Below are 23,049 nucleotides of genomic sequence, written 5' to 3'. Positions count from 1 at the left end.
GCCCGATGTCCCCGCACGCCGTCGGCCGGCGCCGCGTCCACCGTTCCGTCGCCATCGGGCTGCCGCTCGCGGTACTGGCCACGCTGGCCCTCTCCGGGACGGCCGTCGCGCACGGCCGTGCCACGGAGCCGCGAGTGACCGGCACCGCGACGCTCGGGGACATCCCGCTGGGCACGTTCAGCAACTCCCTGCTGCCCGGCACGGTGGACGACGACCGTGGCGTCGATCTCGGAGGCATCGGCAGCGACATCTACCCCACGGGCCGCAAGGGCGAGTTCTGGACCGTCACGGACCGGGGCCCGAACGGCCAGATCAAGGTCGACGGCAAGAAGCGCCGCACGTTCCCCGTGCCCGGGTTCGACCCGGCGATCGTGAAGATACGCGTCTCGGGGAAGACCGTGCGCGTGGTGGACTCCATTCCGATCACCACCTTTTCGGGGAAGGCCGTCACCGGCCTGTCCAACCAGGAGGGCCGCGACGAGGCGCCGTACTCCTACGACGCCCAGGAGCCGCTCGCGTACAACCCGAACGGTCTGGACACCGAGGGCATCGTGCGGGCCGCGGACGGCAGCTTCTGGCTCGTGGACGAGTACGGGCCCTCGCTGGTGCACGTCTCCGCGCGCGGGCGGGTGCTCACGCGCTACGTGCCCGAGGGGCTGAACCTGACGGGCACGGACTACAAGGTGGTCGAGGCACTGCCCGCCGTCCTGCTGCACCGCAAGATCAACCGTGGTTTCGAGGGCCTCGCCCAACTGGAGGGCGGCGACCTGGTGATCGCCCTCCAGAGCCCGCTGTCACTGCCGGACGAGGACGCGGGAGAAGCCTCGCGCACCACGCGTCTGCTGCGCTTCTCGCCGAAGAAGCAGGCCGTCACCGCGGAGTACGCCTACCGGTTCGACCCGGTGGACGTCGTGGACCCCGGTGAGGACGACACCTCCGAGCTGAAGATCTCCTCCGTGGTCGCCGTGGGCCATGACCGCCTGCTGGTCGAGGAACGGACGGACAACGCCGCCCGGATCCACGAAGTACGGCTCACCCGGGGCGCGAACATCCTGTCGGACGCCTGGGACGACGACACGACCTCGCCGTCCCTCGAAGAGCTCGACGACCCGGCGGCCGCCGACGTACCCGTCCTGCGCAAGCGTCTCGTCGTCGACCTCGGCAAGGTCGCGGGCGTGCCCGGCAAGATCGAGGGCATCGCGCGCGTGGACGACGACACGCTCGCCCTCATCAACGACAACGACTTCGGGATGACGGACGGCTCCGAGGCGTTCGACGCGGACGGCCGGCTCGTGGACAGCGACATCGAGACGACCGTGACGTACGTGCGGCTGTCGAACCGCATCTGACCCTCGGGCGTCACCACCGTCGTCGTTGAGTACGCGCGCGTGGGCCGTCGCATGCGGCCACGCGCGCGCACGCGCACCGACAAGCAGCGTTTCCGGGAGTCATTTCAGAGGCCGGCTCAGCCCGTGGCTGCCGGCCCCGGCCGACAGGCTGCACGCCACGCTGTCGATACCGATCCGGTAGGTGGCGGTGTCCGGGTACTGCACCAGCGTGACGCGTACGGCCCTCCCGGGCTGCTCGGCCGCCGCCCGTGCCAGCGGTTTCTCGCACAGGGCCAGGGCCGCCTTCCTGAGCGCCGCGTCGGTCTCATGAATGCCCTCGAGTTCTTCGACCGTCACGACCTCCGCGTCGTGCGGCTCACGGCACGAGCGCCTGGCCGCCTGCCCGGGCTGGTCGGCGTCCGCGTCGAAACAGTCGCCCGCCTTCAGCATGTAGTACGGCACGTCCTTGCCCGCCGGGGTCGCGAAGAGCGTCTGGAGATCGCTCGGGAAGTCGCTGGGCAGCCGGCTGGGAAGCTCCGACGGCACTTCGGAGGGGAGCCCGGAAGGCAGTTCGCTGGGCAGCTCGGACGGGATGCTCAGCGACGGTTCGGGCGACCGGCTCGTGCCACCGCCGGTTTCGGCCGGCGGTTTCTTCTCCGGGGAGTCGCCTCCGCCGGTCACCAGCAGGACGACGGCTATGGCCCCCAGAGCGACGGCTGCCGCGAGCACCAAAAGGAGGGTGTTCCGACGCGGGCCGCCCCCACCGGGAGGCGGCTGGGGCGGCCCCGCCCCGCCGTCACCGCCCTGCCCCGACGACCAGTTGCCGCCGCCCGGCGGCGGACCGTATCCGCCGGGCACGTAGCCGCCGGGAGGCGGGCCCGAGTCTCCCGGCGGTGGACCGAAGCCTCCGGGGGGCGGACCGAATCCACCGTCCCCCGGAGGAGGCGTGTTCCCCGGCGGCTGAGGCGGTACGGGCGGCATGGCCATACCGTCAAGAGTCGTCTCGAACCGGTCAGCACGCGACCCTTGCGCGCAAGTTGATACGGACCGAATTCACGGATCGCACGATTCCGGCGCAATCCCACTCCGACTGCGACGCCCGGCCCCGGCCGCGGCCGCGACCGCGACCGCGACCAGGGTCACGCCTACTCCCACGCCCACGCCGACGCACACGCCCATGACCACAGCCACAGCCACAGCCACAGCAAATGTCAGCCACGCGCCCCCAGCAGATGGTCCATGGCCAGCTGGTCCAGCCGCTCGAAGGCCATACCGCGCGCGGCAGCCGCCTCCACGTCGAAGTCCTCGAACGCCGTCCGGTCGGCGAGCAGTCCGGCGAGACCGTCCTCCGCGGTGGGCTGCACGAGTTCGTCGAGGCGGGAGGCCCGCAGCGCCTCCTGCACCTCCGGGTCGGCGCGGAACGCCGCCGCACGATCCTTCAGGATCAGGTAGTTGCGCATGCAGCCGGCCGCGGACGCCCACACGCCGTCGAGGTCCTCGGTCCGTGGCGGCTTGAAGTCGAAGTGCCGCGGGCCGTCGTAACCGGCGCTCTCCAGGAGGTCGACCAGCCAGAACGCCGCCCTCAGGTCACCCGCCCCGAAGCGCAGGTCCTGGTCGTACTTGATGCCCGACTGGCCGTTGAGGTCGATGTGGAAGAGCTTGCCGGCCCATAGGGCCTGGGCGATGCCGTGCGGGAAGTTGAGTCCGGCCATCTGCTCGTGGCCCACCTCGGGGTTGACGCCGTAGAGCTCGGGGCGCTCCAGGCGCTCGATGAACGCCAGGGCGTGGCCGACCGTCGGCAGCAGGATGTCACCGCGCGGCTCGTTCGGCTTGGGCTCGATCGCGAAGCGCAGGTCGTAGCCCTGGGAGGTGACGTACTCGCCCAGGAGGTCGAACGCCTCCTTCATGCGGTCGAGCGCGGCGCGCACGTCCTTGGCGCCACCGGACTCCGCTCCCTCGCGTCCGCCCCAGGCGACGTACGTCTGCGCGCCAAGCTCCGCCGCCAGGTCGATGTTGCGGATCGTCTTGCGCAGGGCGTATCGGCGCACGTCCTTGTCGTTGGCGGTGAAGGCGCCGTCCTTGAAGACGGGGTGGGTGAACAGGTTGGTGGTGGCCATCGGCACCTTCATGCCGGTCGCGTCGAGCGCCTGGCGGAAGCGCTTGATGTGCGACTCGCGCTCGCTGTCCGAGGACCCGAAGGGGATCAGGTCGTCGTCGTGGAAGGTCACTCCATGGGCACCGAGTTCCGCCAGGCGCTGCACCGACTCGACCGGGTCCAGGGCGCGCCGGGTGGCGTCGCCGAACGGGTCCCTTCCCTGCCAGCCGACGGTCCACAGGCCGAAGGTGAACCTGTCCTCGGGGGTGGGCTGGTAGTTCATGCCGCGGCTCCTTGCTCGCTCCGACTATTTCGTCATGGCGCTTAACAAATTAGTATGCGGAGGCATCTCTGGGAAGAGACCCAGTGCGAAACCCGGTCCCTGCGGTCCGGGGAGCGCCGCACCACGCCGCACCACGCCGCACCAGACAGATCCCGCAGAGCCGCGGGAAAAGGGAGAGCCCGATGTCAGCAGCCGAGGGTCCGCTCGTCGTCGGGGTGGACACGTCCACCCAGTCCACCAAGGCACTGGTCGTCGACGTGTCGACCGGACGGGTGGTCGCGAGCGGCCAGGCCCCGCACACCGTCTCCACCGGAGCGGGCCGGGAGAGCGATCCCCGCCAGTGGTGGGACGCGCTTCGTGAGGCGCTGCACCAGTGCGGCGACGCGGCGCGGGAGGCGGCGGCGGTGTCGATCGGCGGGCAGCAGCACGGCCTGGTCGCACTCGACGCCCAGGGCGATCCGGTGCGGCCCGCCCTGCTGTGGAACGACGTGCGCTCGGCGCCGCAGGCCGCGCGTCTGGTCGAGGAGCTGGGCGGCCCGAAGGCGTGGGCCGAGCGGTGCGGCAGCGTCCCGGGCCCCTCGTTCACGGTCACGAAGTGGGCCTGGCTGGCCGAGCACGAGCCCGACGCCGTCCGGGCGACCACGGCCGTGCGGCTGCCGCACGACTACCTCACCGAGCGCCTCACCGGGCAGGGCACCACGGATCGCGGTGATGCCTCGGGCACGGGCTGGTGGGCGTCGGCGACCGAGGCGTACGACGAGGAGGTGCTCGCCCACGTCGGCCTCGACCCCGCTCTCCTCCCCCGTGTTGTGCGGCCCGGCGAGGTGGCCGGGACCGTGCGCGACAGCGGTGAACTGCCTTTCGCCAAGGGCACCCTGGTCGCCGCCGGCACCGGGGACAACGCGGCCGCCGCGCTCGGCCTCGGACTGCGCCCCGGCACGGCCGTGCTGAGCCTCGGCACCTCCGGCACGGTGTACGCCGTCTCGACGCGGCGGTCCGCCGATCCGACCGGTACCGTGGCGGGCTTCGCCGACGCGCGCGGCGACTGGCTGCCGCTGGCCTGCACCCTCAACTGCACACTCGCCGTCGACCGGGTCGCCGCCCTGCTCGGCCTGGACCGCGAGGCGGTGGAACCGAGCGATTCCGTCACCCTGCTGCCCTACCTGGACGGCGAGCGCACGCCTGCCCTGCCGCACGCCTCGGGCCTGCTGCACGGGCTGCGGCACGACACGACGGGCGGTCAGCTGTTGCAGGCCGCCTACGACGGTGCGGTCCACTCCCTGCTGGGCGCGCTGGATCTGGTCCTCGACGAGGACGCGGACCGCTCCGCGCCGCTGCTGCTCATCGGCGGGGGCGCGCGGGGCCGGGCCTGGCAGCAGACCGTGCGCCGGCTGTCGGGGCGGCCCGTACAGGTGCCCGAGGCCGGGGAGCTGGTCGCGCTCGGGGCCGCCGCCCAGGCCGCGGGCCTGCTGACCGGCGAGGACCCGGCCGCGGTGGCCCGCCGCTGGGACACGGCCCGTGGTCCGGTGCTGGACGCGGTGGAGCAGGACCGGGCGGCGCTGGACCGGATCGCCGGGGTACTCTCCGACGCGGCCCCGCTGCTGGAGCGGGACACCGGCGAGCCCGGTACCACGGACAGAGGCTGACGCGAGCCGACAGCGGGAGCGGAGGGCGACCGGCTCGATCAGGACAGCCCCACGGGGACCGGCCGGACGAGGACTGACGGAGGCATGACCGCACCACTGCACGAAGCCCAGCCGTCCGGCCGGCGACTGCCCGACACCCAGCAGGGCATGCGCCGCCGCAATCTCGCCCGCGTCATGCACACGTTGAGCGCCGAGGGCCCGCTCTCCCGGGCCGCCGTCGCCTCGCACATCGGTCTGACCCGTGCCGCGGTCTCGACGCTGGTCGACGAGCTGATCCGGTCCGGTCTCCTGGAGGAGCTGGGCCCGGAGCGGCCCGGCCGGGTGGGCCGCCCCGGCTCCGCACTGGCCGTGAGCGGTCGCGGCCCGGCCGGGATCGGCGCGGAGATCGGTGTCGACCACCTCGCGGTGTGCGCGGTCGATCTGCGAGGCGAGGTGCGGGCGAGGGCCGTGCGGCACGGCGCCAACCGCGGCCGGCCGCCCGGGCCGGTGACCGAGGAACTGGCCGGGCTGGTGGACCGGGTCGTCGCCGAGGCCGAGCGCGAGGGGCTGTGGCCCGCGGGTCTGGCGGTGGCCGTGCCGGGCCTTGTGGCCCGCGACGCCCGCACCGTGGTCCGCGCCCCGAACCTCGACTGGCACGACACGGACCTCGGCGCCCTGCTGCCCGGCGAACTGCCCCTGACCGTGGACAACGAGGCCAACTTCGGCGGCCTCGCGGAGCTCTGGCTCGGCGACGGAACCCCGCAGGACTTCCTGCACGTGTCCGCGGAGATCGGCATCGGCGCCGCCGTGGTCGTCGACGGGCGGCTGCTGCGCGGCACTCGCGGCTTCGCGGGCGAACTCGGGCACGTGCCGGTGCGCCCGGACGGCCCGGACTGCGTGTGCGGCGGCCGCGGCTGTCTCGAGCAGTACGCCGGTGAGGAGGCCGTCCTGCGCGAGGCGGGCCTCGAACCGGACGCGGACCGGGTCGGTCTCCTGGCCGGACGCGCGGCCGAGGGCGATGCGAGGGTACGGCGGGCTCTCGAAGGCGCCGGAACCGCGCTCGGTATCGCGCTGACCGGCGCGGTCAACCTGCTGGACCCCCGCGCCGTCGTGCTGGGCGGCGCCCTGGCCGGTCTCGCGCCGTGGCTGCTGCCGTCGCTGGAGAGCGAGTTGGCGCGCCGCTCCGCCGGGCCCGCGTGCGCGGTGACCGTGTCCCGGCTGGGTCCGGAAGGCCCGCTGCTCGGGGCGGCGCACTCAGTGGTGCGCACGGTGCTCGACGACCCGGCGGCCGTGGCGGCCCGGCCGTAGACCTCCTCGGCCGACTCCCGTCCCACCACGGCCCGGGGCACGCTTCTCTCCTGCCCCGTTCCCTCTCAGGAGTGAGCGAGTTATCCACATGCGGACGGTCGTCCACCGTTGCCCACAGCGCTCTTCCTGCCCAACGGCGAAGCGCCGTACCGTGATTCACGCGAGACGCAGCCGTCCGACCGGTGGCTGTGTGTGCGGACGTATCGGGGGCGGTGCACATGTCGGGGGAGACGGTTCCGGGGCTCAGGCGAGAGGCCGTCGGGCTGCGTGAGGTCCTGTTCCAGAGCATCACGGCGATGGCGCCGGCCGCGGCCGTGGCCGCGTCCATTCCGTCGGGTGCCGCCTTCGCCGGCGGCAGTCTGCCGCTCGCCGTCCTTGTGGCGCTCGTGGCCTGCCTGCTCACCGCCTCCGGCGTGGCCGAGCTGGCCCGGCACCTGCCCGCGGCGGGTTCGGTCTCCACCTATGCCGCGCAGGGGCTGCACCCGGCCGTCGGCTTCCTCGTCGGGTGGGGCTATGTGTTCGTGGAAGCGCTCGTCCCACCCCTGCTGCTGCTCCAGCTCGGCTTCACCACGGCGGGCACCCTGCACCAGGAGTGGTCCTCCTACCCGGCGGACCTGTGGTGGCCGTGGTCGCTGGCAGGAGCGGCGATCATAGCGGTGACCGGGTATCTCGGCGTGCGCGCGTCCGCCCGCTTCGGGACGGTCCTGGGCGTCTTCGAAGTGCTGGTCTTCGTCGTCCTCGCGGTCTGGCTGATCGCCGAAGCGGGTAAGGACAACACCCTGTCGGTCTTCGGGACATCGCACACGGCCGAGGGCTACGAAGGCATCAGCGGCGTCTTCGCCGGCTCGGTGTACACGGTGCTGGCCTTCGCCGGCTTCGAGGCGGCGGCTCCGCTCGCCGAGGAGACCAAGGATCCGCGCAGGACCATGCACCGGGCGGTCCTCGGCTCGGCACTCGCCATCGGGCTGCTCTACGTCCTGACCACGTACGCCATGTCCGTGTACTACGGTCCGGACCGGTTCACGGAGTTCGGTGCCTCGGGTGCCGCCTCCTGGGAGGGTGTGGCCCGCGCGTCGTTCGGACTGTTCTGGGTGCTGGTGTTCCTCGCGGTGGTCAACTCGACGATCGCCAACGCCAACGCGTGCGCCACGGTGTCGACGCGCACGGCCTTCGCCCTGGCCCGGATCCGGGTCTTCCCTCATCTCTTCGCGCACGTGCACCCCCGGCACCGCTCCCCCGTCGCCGGAGTCGCCGCCCAGTGCGCGGTGGCCGTCGCGGCGGTGCTCGGACTCGGCTTCGCCTACGATCCGGTGACCGCGTTCCTGCTGCTCGCCACGGTGATCGTCACGGTCGTCATCGGGGTGTACATCGTGGTGAACCTCGCCTGCACCGGCTACTTCCTGCGCCGCAGACGCGAGTCCTTCTCGCCGGTACGGCATCTGGTGTTCCCGCTGCTGGGCATCGCCGCCTTCGTACCCGCGCTGCTGACGGCGGCGGGCCTGCCGGTCTTCGACTTCGTGTCCGAGCTGACCCCGCCCGTGTCGTACGCGGGCCCCGTCGTCGGCGTCTGGATGATGGCGGGAGTGGTGGTACTGATCATCCTGCTGCGGCGTCATCCGGAGCGCATAGCGCAGACCGCCCGCGTCCACCTCGACGAAGAGCCCTCCCCCGACAGCCCGGACTCAGGGCGGAACGGAGCAGTACAGCCATGAGTGACCCCCGCATCCTCACCGTGCGGCCCGGACCGGACGAATACGCGTGGACGTTCGGCGGCGCGCCACCCGTCGCCCGCATCGCGCCGGGCACCGTCCTCGACCTGTACACGGAGGACTGCTTCGCGGGACGGGTGCGGTCGGAGAAGGACCTGGTGTCCGAGGTCTGCGAGTTCCCCTTCCTCAATCCGCAGACCGGTCCCTTCCATGTGGAGGGCGCCGAGCCGGGTGACACGGTGGCGGTGCACTTCGTGTCGGTCGAACCGGCCCGGGACTGGGCGGCGTCGACGACGGTCCCGCTGTTCGGCGCGCTCACGTCCACGCACACCACGGCCACGCTCCAGCCGCCGCTGCCGGAGACCGTGTGGATCTGGCAGCTCGACCGGGAGCGGCGCACCGCCCTGTTCAGCGCCCGGGACAGCGACCTCGCGATCGAGCTGCCGATGGATCCGATGCACGGCACCGTCGGGGTGGCGCCCGCCAATCTGGAGGTGCGCTCGGCCCTGGTCCCGGACGCGCACGGAGGGAACATGGACACTCCGGAGATGCGCGCCGGCGTCACCTGTTTCCTCGGAGTGAACGTCGAGGGCGCCCTGTTGAGCCTCGGTGACGGGCACGCGCGGCAGGGCGAGGGCGAGACGTGCGGGGTCGCCGTGGAGTGCGCGATGAACACGGTGGTGATTGTCGAACTGCTGAAGGGCATCACCACTCCGTGGCCCCGCATCGAGTCCGACACCCACATCATCTCGACCGGTTCGGCACGCCCGCTGGAGGACGCGTTCCGGATATCCCAGCTCGACCTGGTGCAGTGGTTGGTCCGTGACTACGGATTCAGTGAGCTGGACGCCTACCAGTTCGCGACCCAGGCGGTCGAGTCCCCGCTGGCCAACGTCTGCGACACCAACTACACGTGCGTGGCCAAGCTCCGCAAGCAGTGGCTCCCCGCACGGGAACCGCATCGCGGACTGCACGCCCAACTGCGCGAGACCGCCGCGGCACTCGGCCGCTGAGGCCCAGCACCGACACCACGGCCGGGCACCCCGGACACGCCGGGCACCCCGGGCGACTCACAACCCCCTTCCCCACAGCGCCCCTCCCAGAAGTCCCCCCTTACAGCTCCCCTCCCCACCGCCCCTCCCCGAGGGCGGCATCCCCCCACCCCGAAAGGCAGACACCGATGGAGCGAACGAGACCGTTCACCAGCCGGCACGTGAGTCGGCGCAGGCTCCTGCAGGGCGCGGCCCTGGCCGCCGTCCCGGCCACGCTGGCCTCCGGCACTCCAGCCGGAGCCCAGGGCCAGGCACAAGCACAGGCCGAGGCACAGACCCAGGCCGAGGCCGTCGACTACCCGTCGGCCGAGTGGGTGTCGGCGAGCACCTCGAACTACACGGCGTCCAGCCGCCCCAGCGCCTATCCCCTCGACTACGTCGTCATCCACGTCACCCAGGAGACCTATACGGACACACTGGCCATCTTCGGCAGCTCCGCGAAGAAGGTGTCGGCCCACTACGTCGTGCGATCGGCCGACGGGCATATCGCGCAGTGCGTGCGTGAGCGCGACATCGCCTGGCACGCGGGCAACTGGGACTACAACACCCGGAGCATCGGTATCGAGCACGAGGGCTGGGTCGATCAGCCCGCCTACTTCACCGACGCCCTGTACGAGGAGTCGGCGAAGCTGACCGCGACGATCTGCGAGAAGTACGGCATTCCCAGAGACCGGGCGCACATCATCGGTCACTACGAGGTGCCGGGCAGTGACCACACCGATCCCGGGCCCCTCTGGGACTGGACGCGCTACCTGCGCCTGGTCAATCTCCTCTGACCGACGGGCTCCGGTGGTTCGCGCCGGGCGTCGCGGGACGGCGGCCGGCGCGAGGAGCACGGTGACGAAAGCTTGTCGGGGCGCGCACCGGGAGTAACGATGTCTCCAGCCGCATCGCTGTCCCGGGAGGCCGACTTGTCCGATCCATGGGTGGCCCTGGAACCGGGTACCGACCCGGCCGAGAGGGTACGGGCGCTGCGCCGTGCCCACGAGAGATTCACCGAGGCGGGGACGGTGGCGCGGCCCGTGCGTTCCGTGGTGGCCGAGTCGTGGCGGCGTTCGGCGCGGGCCGGGGTGGGGCCGGACGGCACGGCGTGCGTCGAGCTCACCGGCGGCGACCTCGGGGCCTATCGTGCCGAGCATCCGCTGGCGTCGGTGATGCCGTTGTTCCGCGAGTTGATGGGGACGTTCGCGGCGGACGGCGAGCATCTGCTGGCGGTGTGCGACGCGCAGGGCAGGCTGCTGTGGGTGGAGGGCCATCCGTCGACGCGGCGGGCGGCGGACCGGATGAACTTCGTTCCCGGGGCGCGCTGGTCGGAGAGCGCGGTCGGGACGAACGCGCCGGGTACGGCCGTCGCCGTGGACCGGCCGGTGCAAGTGTTCGCGGCGGAGCACTTCAGCAGGCGGGTGCAGCCGTGGACGTGTGCGGCCGCGCCGGTGCACGATCCGCGGACCGGAAAGGTGCTCGGTGCGGTGGACATCACCGGCGGTGACGGTCTGGCGCATCCGCACAGTCTGGGGTTCGTGCAGGCGGTGGCGCGCGCGGCGGAGTCGCAGTTGGCGCTGCTCGCGCCGGTCCCGGCCGCGTCGGACACGCTCGAACTGACCGCGCTCGGCCGGGACGAGGCCAGGCTGCTGCTGCCGTCGGGCCGCTCGGTCGGGCTGAGCCGCCGGCACAGCGAGATCGTCGTGGTGCTGTCCCGGCATCCCGAGGGGCTGACGGGCGACGCGTTGCTGTGCGCCCTGTACGAGGACGAGTCGGTGACGCCGGTGACCCTGCGCGCAGAGCTGGCACGGCTGCGCCGGCTGCTCGGCCCCGGGCTCCTCGAGTCCAGGCCGTACCGGCTGGCGGTGCCGGTCGTGTCGGACGTCGCCGTCGTCGAGCGGCGGCTCGGTACCGGTGCCGTCGCGGCGGCGGTGACGGCGTACGCGGGTCCGCTGCTGCCCGGTTCGGGGGCGCCGGCGGTGGTGCGGTTGCGGCGCCGACTCTCCGACGGGCTGCGTACGGCGCTGGTCGCCCGCCGGGATCCCGACCTGCTGGCGCGGTGGGCGCACGCGCCGTGGGGCGAGGACGACCTCGACGTGTGGCGGGCGCTGGCCGCGGTGCGGCCGACGGCGGCCGTGCGGGCGCGGCTCGCGGAGCTGGACGCGGAGCTGTCGGCGGGACCGGGAAGAGGCCAGGGACCGGGGGCGGCGTCCGCAACGTGGTTGCAACGTTCCGGTTTCTAGCCTCGCGGCGAGAGCTGCCCAACGGCGGGCAGCGCTTCACGGGAGGCAGAACAGCATGACCCGATTTGCGGCGCCAGGGACCGACGGCGCGATCGTCTCCTACCAGGCGCGTTACGACCACTTCATCGGCGGTGAGTACGTGCCGCCGGCCCGAGGGCAGTACTTCGAGAACCCGAGCCCGGTGAACGGTCAGCCGTTCACGGAGGTCGCCCGGGGCACCGCGGAGGACGTGGAGCGCGCCCTGGACGCGGCGCACGCCGCGGCGCCCGCCTGGGGCCGCACGTCCGTGGCCGAGCGTTCCGGCATCCTGCTCAAGATCGCCGACCGGATGGAGGCGAACCTGGAGCGGCTGGCCGTCGCCGAGACCTGGGAGAACGGCAAGCCGGTGCGGGAGACGCTGGCCGCCGACATCCCGCTCGCCATCGACCACTTCCGCTACTTCGCCGGGGCGATCCGGGCGCAGGAGGGTTCGCTCGGCGAGGTCGACGACGACACGGTCGCGTACCACTTCCACGAGCCGCTCGGGGTCGTGGCGCAGATCATCCCGTGGAACTTCCCGATCCTGATGGCGGTCTGGAAGCTCGCGCCGGCGCTGGCGGCGGGCAACGCGGTCGTCATCAAGCCCGCCGAGCAGACCCCCGCGTCGATCCACTACTGGATGAGCCTGATCTCGGACCTGCTGCCGCCGGGCGTCGTGAACATCGTCAACGGATTCGGTGTGGAGGCGGGCAAGCCGCTCGCGTCCAGCCCCCGGGTCGCCAAGGTCGCGTTCACCGGCGAGACCACGACGGGGCGGCTGATCATGCAGTACGCCTCGGAGAACATCAAGCCGGTCACCCTGGAGCTGGGCGGCAAGTCGCCGAACATCTTCTTCGACGACGTCTGGGACAAGAACGACGACTTCCGCGACAAGGCCCTCGAGGGCTTCACGATGTTCGCGCTGAACCAGGGCGAGGTGTGCACCTGTCCGTCGCGGGCGCTCGTGCAGCGCGGTCACTACCGGGACTTCCTGGACGCGGCCGTCGCGCGCACCGAGCTGATCAAGCCGGGCCATCCGCTCGACACCGACACGATGATCGGCGCCCAGGCGTCCAACGACCAGTTGGAGAAGATCCTCTCCTACCTGGACATCGGGCGGCAGGAGGGCGCGGAGGTCCTCACCGGCGGCGAGCGGATCGAGTACGACGGTGAGCTGAAGGGCGGGTACTACGTCCAGCCGACGATCTTCGAGGGCAGCAACCGGATGCGTGTCTTCCAGGAGGAGATCTTCGGTCCGGTCGTCTCGGTGACGTCGTTCGACGACTTCGACGATGCGATCAAGATCGCCAACGACACGCTGTACGGGCTCGGGGCGGGTGTGTGGACCCGGGACATGAACACCGCCTACCGCGCGGGCCGTGCGATCCAGGCGGGCCGCGTCTGGACGAACTGCTACCACGCCTACCCGGCCCACGCGGCGTTCGGCGGCTACAAGCAGTCCGGCATCGGCCGCGAGACCCACAAGATGATGCTCGACCACTACCAGCAGACGAAGAACCTCCTGGTGAGCTACTCGCCGCAGAAGCTGGGCTTCTTCTAGGAGCCCGGAAAGGAGAGAGGCGCCCGGCCCGGACCCCGCCAGGTGCCTCTCGATCCCCCCGATCCCCCCGATCGGACCCCGCTCGATCCCGCCGCTCACCCCCTCCGCTCATTCCCTCGCGGTCAAGGCGGCGTCGCGGCCCGCTCGATGAGGTCCGCCGCCCTGCGTACACCGTCGCGACGGCGGATCTCCCGCCCCGCTTCGGCCACCCGTTCCCGCAGTCCGCCGTCCGCGAGCAGCCGTTGCACGGCCCCGGCCAGCTCCCCGTCCGAGCAGCGGTAGGTGTCCAGCCGGATGCCGAAGCCCAGCTCGGCCATCCGCTGGGCGTTGTCGTACTGGTCCCAGAACAGCGGCAGCAGCACCATCGGCTTGCCGAAGTGCAGGGCCTCGGTGGTCGTGTTGTTGCCGCCGTGTGTGATGACGAGGTCGACGAGCGGCAGGATCGACGTCTGCGGCAGGAACTCCGCGCCCCACATGTTCGGCGGGAGTTCGATCTCGTCGTGCAGCGGGCCCTTGGAGACGATGTAGCGGTGCGGGGTCCCGGCCAGTGCGCCGACCACCCGCCGCATCAACTCCACGTCCGCCGAGCCGAGCGAGCCCAGCGAGAAGTAGATCAGCGCGCCGTCGCCGTCGCGCAGTTCCGCGGGCAGCTCGAACGTGTCGTCCGTCTCCCGGACCGAGGAGTCGAGGCGGTGCCAGTCCGGGCCGAGCGTGCGCCCGTAGTCCGCGGCCTCCGGATACACGTACAGGTTCGTGGTGCCCGGGTGGATGAAGTCGAGGTCGGGCAGGGGCGGGGCGCCCTGGGACACCACCCAGGCGTTGAACTCCTCCCAGAGCGCGCGGTGGGAGCGGTCGTACGCCTTGCGGAAGTCCGCCCAGCCGGTGCGGTCCGCGGAGGGCAGTCCTGAGAAGACGGGCGGCACGTCGTCCGTCCGCCGTTCCAGCGGGTTGCACGACATGATGCGGACGAACGGTCTGCCCGCGGTGAGCAGGGCGGGGAAGCAGATGACGTTGTCCTCGACGATCACATCGGGCCGCACCCCTTCGGTGATCTGCCGCAACCGCGGCTCGCAGTACTCGACCCCGCTGATCAGCTCCTCCCAGACGGGCTTGATCCAGGTCTCCAGCTGCTCCACGGTCGGCTTGCGGAACTCCGGTGCGGTGTCCCGGATGAAGTCCTTCCAGAACTGGCCCGCGTCCTGCTCGCCCTCCGGCGGCGGCGCGAGGTCGATCAGGTCCTCCTCGAAGCCGAGCGCCGCGAGTCTGCCCTTCCAGGACGCCTCGGCGGCGAAGACGACACGGTGGCCCCGGCGGCGCAGGACGTCGCCGATGCCCACGCAGTTGTTGGTGGGGCCGTACGCGCTCTCGGGCACGAACAGCACGGTGAGCCGGCGGTCCGGCATGGCTTTCCCCCTAGGTCGGACGCTCGGTCGGACTGGCAGGTACGCGGATCGCGGCCTCCGGCGGCCAGGAGAGCGAGACCCGCTCGCCGGGCGCGACCCGGGAGGGTCCCTGGACGGCGACGAGCACCGGCTTCGGCAGGTCGGGCACGTGTACGGCGAGATGCGACGTACCGCCGTGGAAGCTGACGTCGACGACCGTGCCTGTGAGCCGCCCGGCCCCACCGCCCTCGCCACGGCCGTCACCGGTACGCATACGGATCCGCTCCGGACGCACGGCCGTGAAGCCGCCCGCACCGCCACCGCCACCGCCACCGCCACTGCCACTGCCACTGCCACTGCCAAGGGAGTCGCCGTCACCGTCCCCCTCCGGGAAGAGGTTGTTCGCGCCGACGAAGCCCGCGACGAACGCGGTGCGCGGACGTTCGTACAGGTCCACCGGGGCGTCGGTCTGCTCAATGCGGCCCGCGTTCATGACCGCGATCCGGTCGGCGAGGGACATCGCCTCCTCCTGGTCGTGCGTGACCACGAGGAAGGTGATGCCGGCCTCGTGCTGAAGCCGTTTCAGCTCCAGCTGCATCTCGGCGCGCACCTGTCTGTCGAGCGCCGACAGCGGCTCGTCGAGCAGCAGCAGCCGGGGCCGCTTCACGATCGCGCGGGCGAGCGCGACCCGCTGGCGCTGTCCGCCGGAGAGCTGGTGCGGTCTGCGGCGGGCGTGGTCGGTCAGGCCGACGGTGGCGAGGACGGCGTCGGTCCGTGCGCGCACCTCGCGGCGCGGGAGCCGTTCCCGTTCCAGGCCGTAGGCCACGTTCCGCTCGACCGACAGGTGCGGGAAGAGCGCGAACGACTGGAACATCAGGTTGACCGGGCGGCGGTGCGGGGGCACGGCCAGCAGGTCCCGGCCGTCGAGCGTGACCGTGCCCGCCGCCGGCTTCTCGAAGCCGGCGAGGATGCGCAGCAGGGTCGTCTTGCCGCAGCCGCTCGGCCCGAGCAGCGCGCAGAACTCGCCCTCGCCGATGTCCAGTGCCACGTCGTCCAGGGCCCGGGTCCGCCCGAACCGGTGGCTCACCCCCCTGATCTCGATCATCCGTTCACCTCCGGAGCGCCGGGCGTGGTCGTGCGGGTGAGCCGCTGCGCGAGCACGACGGCGGTGAAGCTGACCGTCAGCAGCAGCGTCGCGAGCGCGTTGATCTCCGGGGTGACGCCGAAGCGGATCATCGAGTAGACGACGACCGGGAGCGTCGGCTCGGTCGGCGCGGCCGTGAAGAACGCGATGACGAACTCGTCGACGGAGAGGGTGAAGGCGAGCAGCGCCCCGGCGGCGATACCCGGCGCGAGCGACGGCAGGGTGATGCGGACGAACGTGACCAGCGGTGTCGCGCCCAGGTCGCGGGACGCCTCCTCCAGCGCGGGGTCGGTGTGCGCCAGCCGGGTCCGCACGAGCGCGGCGACGAACGCGGTGCCAAAGACGGTGTGCGCGAGCAGCACGCTGTGCAGGCCGAGGGTGAAGTGGACGGCGGCGTAGAGGACGAGCAGGGAGACGGCGAGCAGCAGGTCGGGGACGACGGCGGGGAGCAGGGTCACCGCGTCGAGCAGCCGGGACCGGGTGCCGCGCCCCGTGCCGACCGCGAGCAGCGTGCCGAGGACGGTGGACAGCGCCGCGCAGCCGGCCGCGACGATCAGCGTGTTGACCAGCCCGTGCAGGATCTCGTCGTCTCCCGCCAGCTCGCCGTACCAGCGCAGGCTGAGCCCCTCGAAGGCGTACGGGGAGTCGCCCGCGCTGAACGACATGACGACGAGGACGACGACGGGCGCGTAGAGGAAGAGGTACGTCAGCCAGAGCGGCACCTTCGCCAGTGGCCGGGGTCTCATCGGGTCGCGTACCTCCTCGCCGTCCAGGCCTGGGCGAGGAGCAGCACCATCAGGCCGGCCAGCAGGGCGAGTGCGAGGGCCGAGCCGAAGGGCCAGTCGCGGGCCTTGAGGAACTGGTCGCGGATGAGGTTGCCGACCATCACGGACCGTCCGCCGCCGAGCAGTTCGGGGACGACGAAATTGCCGAAGCTCGGGACGAAGACGAAGAGGCAGCCGGTGAGGACGCCCGGGAGGGTGAGGGGGAGCGTCACCGTGCGGAAGACGGTCCACGGTCCGGCGCCCAGGTTCACGGCGGCCTCGGCCAGCTGGGGGTCGAGCCGCACCAGGGACGCGTACAGCGGGAGGATCATCAGCGGCAGGTAGGCGTAGAGCAGGCCGAGGACGACGGCGGTGTCGGTGTAGAGCACCTCAACGGGGCCGAGGCCGATGGTGTGCAGCGCCTTGTTGAGCCAGCCGGGGCCGCTGAGCAGCACGATCCAGGCGTAGACGCGGATCAGGAAGCTGGTCCAGAACGGCAGGACGACGGCGACCAGGGCGAGGGTCTGCCGGCGGCGGGGCAGACCGGCGATCACCTGTGCCGTCGGGTAGCCGATCAGCAGGGCGAGGACGGTGGTGAGGGCGGCAATCCAGGTGGAGTGGAGCAGGACGTCCGTGTAGAGCGGGTCGGTGAGGCGGGTGAGGTTCTCGGTGGTCGGCTCGTACACGACGCCGCCGAAGCGGCCGCGCCGGAAGAAGGCGTAACTCAGCACCAGGCCCAGCGGGACGACCATGAAGACGGTCAGATAGAGCAGGCCGGGGCCGGTCGAAGGCCACCGCTTCATGAGCCGGCGGCCACCTCGGTCGACAGCCGGGTGTACTTGGTGGCCGCCTCGCCGACGTCGACGATCGACTCGCCCTTCAGCAGTTCGGCCGGGGTCATCCGCAGCGGCGCGTTGGCCTTGAGCAGCTTGGGGTCGAGCTGGTCCATGGCGGCCTTGTTGGGCACCTTGTAGAGGATGTTCTCGGCGGCCCAGCGGTGGACGTCGGGGTCGAGGATGTAGTTGACCAGGGCGTGCGCGGCCTCTTTGTTCTTCGAGGACTTCAGTACGACCATCGTGTCCACCCAGAGGTCGCTGCCCTCCTTGGGCACCGTGAACTCGATCTTCGGTTCGCTGGTCGGACACCAGCCGTCCCAGGCCTCCGCCAGCGCGGTCTCCCCCTTGGTCAGCCGGTCGCCGAAGGTGGTGTCGTCGTAGGCGAGCAGGTTCTTCTTGGCGTCCAGGAGCAGGGTGCGGGCGGCGGCGAGGTCCTGGTCGCTGGTGGTGTTGACGGAGTCGCCGTTGACCTTGAGCGCGGGCAGGGCCAGCCAGCGCTCGGTGGTCATCATGGTGATTTTCTTCGTCAGCCCGGCCGGTGGCTTCAGCAGGTCGTTCCAGCTGGTCGGCGGCTGCTTCACCAGGTCGGTGCGGTAGCAGAGGCCCGTCGTGCCCCAGGTGTAGGGCACGGAGAAGGTGTTGCCCTTGTCGTAGGCGAGCTTCCGGGCCTCGGGGTAGAGGTTCTTGAGGTTCGGGATCAGGTCCGCGTGGATGGGCTCCAGCAGTCCGGCCTCGTTCAGGGCCTGGGCGTACTGGCCGGAGACGAAGGCGACGTCGACGCCGCTGTCGCTCCCGGCCCCGCCGGCCGTGAGCCTGGCCATGATCTCTTCGTTGGTGGCGTGGTGCGCGATCTTCATCATGCGGACCCCGAGGTCCTTCTCGACCCGCTCGGGCAGGTCCTCGGGGCTGTAGCCGTCCCAGATGGAGACGGTCAGGGACTGCTGGGTGAGGTCGGCCTCCGGGTCGAGCGTGTCCGGGCCGCCGCTCCGGTCACCGTCGCCGCCGCAACCGGTGAGCAGTAAGAGGGCGAAAGCCGTAGCAACCGTCCCCGCCGCGCGTATGCCTCTCATGTCACGACTCCCCCTGTCGAAACGTCAGCTGCGGCGTGAGTGTCGCATCGCGCCGCATGTTGCACAACGGGGCATCAAGGAGCGCGAGTTGGGCGAGCGGGGCTACAGCGCCACGTCACCGCACAGATGCACCGCGACGCCCAGGTGGGCGAAGAGCGCGGCCTTGGCGCGCAGGGCCTTGCCGGCGGTCGCCGCGTCGGGGGCGTAGACGACGTTGAGGTGGTTGGCGCGGTGGCGGGCCATGAACTGGTCGCGGGTGACGCCGTGCAGGACCGCGTGCATGATCGGCCACTGCGGGGTGGTGGCGTCGAGGCGGCGCCGGGTCTCCTCCTCGGGCAGCTCGACGGCGGTGGCGCGGCCGAGGTCGACGTGGAGGGCGCCGTCCATCAGGAACACCCGCGACCAGACGATCTCGCCCGGCCGGGAGACCCCGCTGAGCGTGCCGCCGCCCAGCGGGAAGAACATCGGCGGCTGGCGCATGCTGTACGACCTGTCGTAGCCGCCGTGGTGCGAGGCGGGCACCGCGCCGGAGATCTCGAAGACCCAGACGAAGCGGCCGTCGTACTCCTCGCCCCAGCGGACGTCGTGCAGCGTGGTGGCCGGATCGAGGCCCATCGCGGTCCAGAGGCGGTGGGTGACCAGGGAGTCGACGGCGACGCCCTCGTCCACCTCGTTGAAGTGCGGCAGCGGTGCGCCGGCGTAGAGCTCGCGGGTGCCGTCGCGGCTGAGGACCGGCGGCCGGTGCACGTTGTTGAGCAGGCCCTCGGCGAGGTCGCTGGCCGGGACGGTGTCCTTAAGGCCTTGCTGGTACTGGATGCCGACCGCGTCGAGTCCGAAGTCGTCGGCGATGCGCAGCGCGGCGATGTACATCCTGAACTGGCTGAGCAGCTGGGCGTCGGTGAGTTCGGTGGCCTCGTCGGCGCCGGTGTGGAAGGTCAGGCCGGCCTCGTCCAGCCAGTCACGGACGGCCTGTGCCTCCGCGTCGGTGACGGTGCGCATCTCGGCCACCAGGGCGCTCTGCGAAAGGCGTTCCTTGTAGATGCCGAGCGGGTTGAGGTACTCGTCGTCGATGACGGCGTTGTACATGCCCATGCAGCCCTCGTCGAAGACGCCGATGATCGCCTTCTCCTCGCGCAGTTGCCGGGCGAGGGCCGCGCCGAGTTCCGTCTCCGGGTCCGCGGGCAGCGGCGGCAGCGGCCGCACGTGGCCGGTGTCGTGGGTGAGCGTGCCCGTCTCCAGCCAGGTGCGCAGGCCGTCGCGCGCCCAGGCGTCGGTGAAGTCGGCGCTCCACAGGACGGAGTAGGCGCGGCCCGCCTTGGTGAGGCTGCCGGCCAGGTTCAGCAGCCCGACCAGGCCGGGGAACTCGCCGCTCCAGTTGGCCACGACCAGGACCGGGCCCCGGTGGTCGCGCAGTCCGGCGAGGAGGTGGTGGCTGTACTGCCAGACGGCCTCGACGACGATCAGCGGGGCGTCCCTCGGCAGCTTCTTGAAGACCTCGATGCCGGCGCGCTGGCTGTCGATGAACCCGTGTCCCTTGGCCGCGTCGACCGCGTGCCCCCGGCGGACCGTCCAGCCGAGTCCGGCGAGGGCCGTGGTGAGGTCCTTCTCCAGCTTCTCCTGGGCGGGCCAGCAGGTGAGATTGGCGGCGGGACGCAGATCGCCGCTGGCGACGGTGAGGACGGTGCCCGGCTCGGCGACGGGCGTCCGGTGCGGCTGGGGCAGGGTGTACGGGGGCATGGGGTCTCCGTTGGTGGTGCGTCCGGCCTCGGGGTGGGGGCCGGTGGGGGAAGCGGCGCCGGTCAGCGCTCTTGCGGCGCCGTGAAGGCGTGGACGGTCCTGGTCGCTGCCGGGCCGTGGACGCGCCGGTCAGCGCTCCTGGAGTGCCGCCAGGGCGTGGACGGTCCCGGCGGTGTCCGGGTACAGCCTCCGGTACAGGGCGTACAGCTCGTCGTAGCGGGCGCGGTGTCCGGAGCGGGGTATGACCGTCGTACGCACCGGGTTCCAGTCGTCGACGGCGGCGTCCCCGACGAGCTGGGCGGCGAGCAGTGCGCCGCCGTAAGCGGCCCCGATGGTGATGGTGCGCACCTCCTGGGGGCGGCCGGTGATGTCGGAGACGAGCTGGGTCCACAGGGAGCCCTGGGTGCCGCCGCCGACGGCGACCACGCGGCGGATGTCGCCGCCCGCCGCTTCGAGCACCTCGATGTTGTGCCGGACGCCGAACCCGGTGGCTTCCAGGGCGGCCCGGTAGAGGTCGCCCCGGGTGTGCGACAGGGTCAGCCCGGCGATCACGCCGCGGGCGTCCGGGTCCATGACCGGGGTGCGTTCGCCGGAGAAGTACGGGAGCATCAGCAGGCCGTTGGCGCCGGGGCCCGACTCGGCGGCCCGGCGGGTGAGTTCGGCGTGGTCGCCGTCGGCGAAGAGGTCGCGCAGCCAGGTGGTGACGGCGCCGGAGGTGGCCATGCCGCCGGCCAGGTTCCGCGTTCCGGGCAGTGCGCCGACGGTGCCCCACAGGGACGGGCTGGTGAGTGGCTCGGGCACGGTGTGGATGAGGAACATGGTGGTGCCATACATGAGCATCAGGTCACCGGTGTGCTGTGCCCCTACGCTCAGGGCCTCGGCCCAGGCGTCGATGGTGCCGGTGGTGACGGGGATGCCGGCGGGCAGGCCGGTCTCCCGGGCGGCGCCGGCGGTGAGGGTGCCGGCCGCCTCGCCGGACCAGCGCAGCGGCGGCAGGTCGATGCCGGGGGCGACCTCGGCGGCCCACGGGGCGTACCAGTCGCAGGCGAGGGCGTCGTACAGCGGGGTGCACTGACTGGCCGAGTGGTGGTCCAGGACGTAGGCGCCGGTGAGCTTGCGGACCAGCCACGAACTCGGCATGAACAGGCGGCGGGCACGTGCGTAGCGGGCGGGCTCCTCCTCGGCGATCCAGGCGATCTTCGGTCCCGCGGCCTGAGTGGTCAGGGCGGAACCGCCGCGGCGGATGATCTCGTCCGCGCCGAGCCGCTCCTCGATCCGCCGGATCTGACGGACCGAGCGGGTGTCGACGCCGTACAGGACCGCCGGGCGCAGCGGGGTGTCGTGCTCGTCGGTCAGCAGGACGCAGGGGCCCATGCCGCTGACCCCGACGGAGACCACGGTGGCGTCCCCGGGGGCGGTCAACTCCCGCGCCAGTGCGATGAATTCGCGCCACCACACGGAGGCGTCCATCTCGAATCGGCCGGGCCCCGGTCTGGCGGGGCTGTGCTCCCGTACGGCCGAGCGGAGCAGCGTGCCGTCGAGAGCGGCCAGGACGCCCTTGCTGCTCGAGGTGCCGATGTCCACACCGAGCACTGCTTCACGAGGCATGACGAGCACGCTCGCACAGATCGATTTCAGGCTCAAGGGAGCACGCGCCGCGGCCGCTCCGGTGCGGGAAAACGCTTATATGCAGGTGGATCGGCACCTCGGGTGAACCCCGCGAGCCGCCCGGCCGCCTTCCTTGACCGGCCTCGGGGGCCGCCCTACGTTCCGGTGAGATGGATGTCGACACGATGCTCGGACTCGACGGCCTCGCGCGCAGGAGCCGTGCCGTGAGCCGTTCCCTCAGCGCCGAGAACGTCACCGGCGCCAAGTCCGGCGGCGGCCGCGCCACCGAGGGCACCGGAGCGGCGGCCGCGAGCAGACTGGGCCCTGGCTGGAAGATCTCGCCCAGCATCGACATCGCGCCGGGCACCACGGCGGTGCTCGCCGACATCGAGGGTCCGGGCACCGTCCGTCACCTGTGGTGCACCACCGATCCGCACCGGGCGTGGCGGGGCACCCTGCTGCGGATGCACTGGGAGGGCGAGGCGGACCCGGCCGTCGAGGTGCCGCTCGGCGACTTCTTCTGCAACGGCTGGAACACCTTCAGCCAGGTCTCGTCCGTGCCCGTCGCCGTGAATCCGAACGGCGGCTTCAACGCGTACTGGCCGATGCCGTTCCGCCGCCGGGCGCGCATCACGCTGGAGAACCTGTCCGCCGAGCGGGTCACCCTCTACTACCAGGTGGACTACGAACTGGCCGGGGTCGGCGCGGACGCCACGTACTTCCACGCGCAGTGGCGGCGCAGCCGTCCGGTGCCGTTCGGCGCGGAGCACACCCTGCTCGACGCGGTCGGCGGCGCGGGCAGCTACGTCGGCACCTATCTGGCCTGGGGCGTCAACAGCCCCGGCTGGTGGGGCGAGGGGGAGGTCAAGTTCTTCCTCGACGGCGACGACGCGTATCCGACCATCTGCGGTACCGGCACCGAGGACTACTTCGGCGGCGCCTGGAACTTCGACGTGCCCGGCCGGGGCTACACCGCGTACACCACCCCCTACCTGGGGCTCAACCAGGTCCTGCGCCCCGACGGGCTGTACCGCAGCCAGCAGCGGTTCGGGATGTACCGCTGGCACGTCCTCGACCCCGTCCGGTTCGGAGCGGACCTGCGGGTCACGGTGCAGAGCCTCGGCATCGGCCCGGGCCAGGGCAACGGCCTGCCGCACCGCTACCGGCACACCAGCGACGACATCGCCAGTACCGCGCTGTTCTACCTGGACGCCCCGAGCCTGGCGGCCCGCCCACCCGCGCCGGACTGGCTCGCGCTCGAGGTCGACTGATCCGCCCGTCGACCGCCGGTCGATCGCCCGTCG

The 23,049-nt window shown here is 71.8% G+C and carries 18 protein-coding genes; 9 read left to right on the top strand and 9 right to left on the bottom strand.

The window, feature by feature from the left end; all coding sequences use genetic code 11:
- The first annotated feature begins 5 nt into the window (after nucleotides 1–5).
- Nucleotides 6–1,349 (top strand): esterase-like activity of phytase family protein, encoded by a 1,344-nt coding sequence (locus ACFV6E_RS01240; protein ID WP_385458708.1) that lies wholly within the window; start codon nucleotides 6–8, stop codon nucleotides 1,347–1,349.
- Between the two features lie 99 nt (nucleotides 1,350–1,448).
- Here the strand turns inward: ACFV6E_RS01240 and ACFV6E_RS01235 are convergent, their stop codons facing one another.
- Nucleotides 1,449–2,057, bottom strand: a complete 609-nt coding sequence (locus ACFV6E_RS01235; RefSeq protein WP_385161893.1) for a hypothetical protein — start codon at nucleotides 2,055–2,057, stop codon at nucleotides 1,449–1,451.
- A gap of 482 nt (nucleotides 2,058–2,539) precedes the next feature.
- Nucleotides 2,540–3,706 (bottom strand): xylose isomerase, encoded by a 1,167-nt coding sequence (gene xylA, locus ACFV6E_RS01230; protein ID WP_385458706.1) that lies wholly within the window; start codon nucleotides 3,704–3,706, stop codon nucleotides 2,540–2,542.
- A 182-nt stretch (nucleotides 3,707–3,888) separates the two neighbouring features.
- Here xylA and xylB point away from each other — a divergent pair, with 182 nt between their 5' ends.
- The 7 genes from xylB (at nucleotide 3,889) to adh (ending at nucleotide 13,204) form a co-directional block, all read left to right on the top strand.
- Nucleotides 3,889–5,352, top strand: a complete 1,464-nt coding sequence (gene xylB, locus ACFV6E_RS01225) for a xylulokinase (protein ID WP_385458704.1) — start codon at nucleotides 3,889–3,891, stop codon at nucleotides 5,350–5,352.
- An 84-nt stretch (nucleotides 5,353–5,436) separates the two neighbouring features.
- Nucleotides 5,437–6,639, top strand: coding sequence for an ROK family protein (locus ACFV6E_RS01220; protein WP_385161899.1), 1,203 nt, complete (start codon nucleotides 5,437–5,439; stop codon nucleotides 6,637–6,639).
- Nucleotides 6,640–6,857: 218 nt separating this feature from the next.
- Nucleotides 6,858–8,351, top strand: a complete 1,494-nt coding sequence (locus ACFV6E_RS01215; protein WP_385161901.1) for an APC family permease — start codon at nucleotides 6,858–6,860, stop codon at nucleotides 8,349–8,351.
- On the top strand, nucleotides 8,348–9,361 hold the full coding sequence (locus tag ACFV6E_RS01210; protein ID WP_385161903.1) for an acetamidase/formamidase family protein: 1,014 nt from the start codon (nucleotides 8,348–8,350) through the stop codon (nucleotides 9,359–9,361). The genes ACFV6E_RS01215 and ACFV6E_RS01210 overlap by 4 nt, the downstream gene beginning before the upstream one ends.
- Nucleotides 9,362–9,528: 167 nt before the next feature.
- The gene (locus tag ACFV6E_RS01205; protein WP_385458702.1) at nucleotides 9,529–10,176 is read left to right on the top strand and encodes an N-acetylmuramoyl-L-alanine amidase; all 648 of its coding nucleotides are present in this window, start codon (nucleotides 9,529–9,531) and stop codon (nucleotides 10,174–10,176) included.
- Between the two features lie 99 nt (nucleotides 10,177–10,275).
- Nucleotides 10,276–11,625 (top strand): GAF domain-containing protein, encoded by a 1,350-nt coding sequence (locus ACFV6E_RS01200; protein WP_385458700.1) that lies wholly within the window; start codon nucleotides 10,276–10,278, stop codon nucleotides 11,623–11,625.
- 55 nt (nucleotides 11,626–11,680) lie between these two features.
- Nucleotides 11,681–13,204, top strand: coding sequence for an aldehyde dehydrogenase (gene adh, locus ACFV6E_RS01195; RefSeq protein WP_385161909.1), 1,524 nt, complete (start codon nucleotides 11,681–11,683; stop codon nucleotides 13,202–13,204).
- Between the two features lie 122 nt (nucleotides 13,205–13,326).
- On the opposite strand, the gene ACFV6E_RS01190 is transcribed toward adh, so the two are convergent.
- From ACFV6E_RS01190 to ACFV6E_RS01160, 7 genes are all read right to left on the bottom strand, one after another.
- A complete protein-coding gene (locus ACFV6E_RS01190) occupies nucleotides 13,327–14,607 on the bottom strand; it encodes a glycosyltransferase (protein ID WP_385458698.1) in 1,281 nt (426 codons plus the stop codon).
- A gap of 10 nt (nucleotides 14,608–14,617) precedes the next feature.
- Nucleotides 14,618–15,691 (bottom strand): ABC transporter ATP-binding protein, encoded by a 1,074-nt coding sequence (locus ACFV6E_RS01185; RefSeq protein WP_385458696.1) that lies wholly within the window; start codon nucleotides 15,689–15,691, stop codon nucleotides 14,618–14,620.
- Entirely contained in the window at nucleotides 15,688–16,476 is a 789-nt protein-coding gene (locus ACFV6E_RS01180; protein ID WP_385161915.1) for an ABC transporter permease, read from the bottom strand. Before ACFV6E_RS01180 ends, ACFV6E_RS01185 begins: the two co-directional genes overlap by 4 nt.
- The gene (locus tag ACFV6E_RS01175; RefSeq protein ID WP_385161917.1) at nucleotides 16,473–17,297 is read right to left on the bottom strand and encodes an ABC transporter permease; all 825 of its coding nucleotides are present in this window, start codon (nucleotides 17,295–17,297) and stop codon (nucleotides 16,473–16,475) included. The genes ACFV6E_RS01180 and ACFV6E_RS01175 overlap by 4 nt, the downstream gene beginning before the upstream one ends.
- Nucleotides 17,294–18,400, bottom strand: a complete 1,107-nt coding sequence (locus ACFV6E_RS01170; protein WP_385458694.1) for a spermidine/putrescine ABC transporter substrate-binding protein — start codon at nucleotides 18,398–18,400, stop codon at nucleotides 17,294–17,296. The genes ACFV6E_RS01175 and ACFV6E_RS01170 overlap by 4 nt, the downstream gene beginning before the upstream one ends.
- A gap of 102 nt (nucleotides 18,401–18,502) precedes the next feature.
- Nucleotides 18,503–20,137 carry a fucose isomerase gene (locus ACFV6E_RS01165; protein ID WP_385458692.1) on the bottom strand — a complete coding sequence of 545 codons (1,635 nt, stop codon included), beginning with the start codon at nucleotides 20,135–20,137 and terminating at the stop codon, nucleotides 18,503–18,505.
- A gap of 129 nt (nucleotides 20,138–20,266) precedes the next feature.
- Nucleotides 20,267–21,745, bottom strand: a complete 1,479-nt coding sequence (locus ACFV6E_RS01160) for an FGGY-family carbohydrate kinase (protein WP_385458690.1) — start codon at nucleotides 21,743–21,745, stop codon at nucleotides 20,267–20,269.
- 170 nt (nucleotides 21,746–21,915) lie between these two features.
- Here ACFV6E_RS01160 and ACFV6E_RS01155 point away from each other — a divergent pair, with 170 nt between their 5' ends.
- Nucleotides 21,916–23,016, top strand: coding sequence for a glycoside hydrolase family 172 protein (locus ACFV6E_RS01155; protein WP_385161925.1), 1,101 nt, complete (start codon nucleotides 21,916–21,918; stop codon nucleotides 23,014–23,016).
- The last annotated feature ends 33 nt before the right edge of the window (nucleotides 23,017–23,049 follow it).

The sequence above is a fragment of the Streptomyces sp. NPDC059785 genome, from assembly GCF_042732375.1.
Classification (GTDB): domain Bacteria; phylum Actinomycetota; class Actinomycetes; order Streptomycetales; family Streptomycetaceae; genus Streptomyces.
This window is presented reverse-complemented; position numbering and strand designations above follow the sequence as displayed.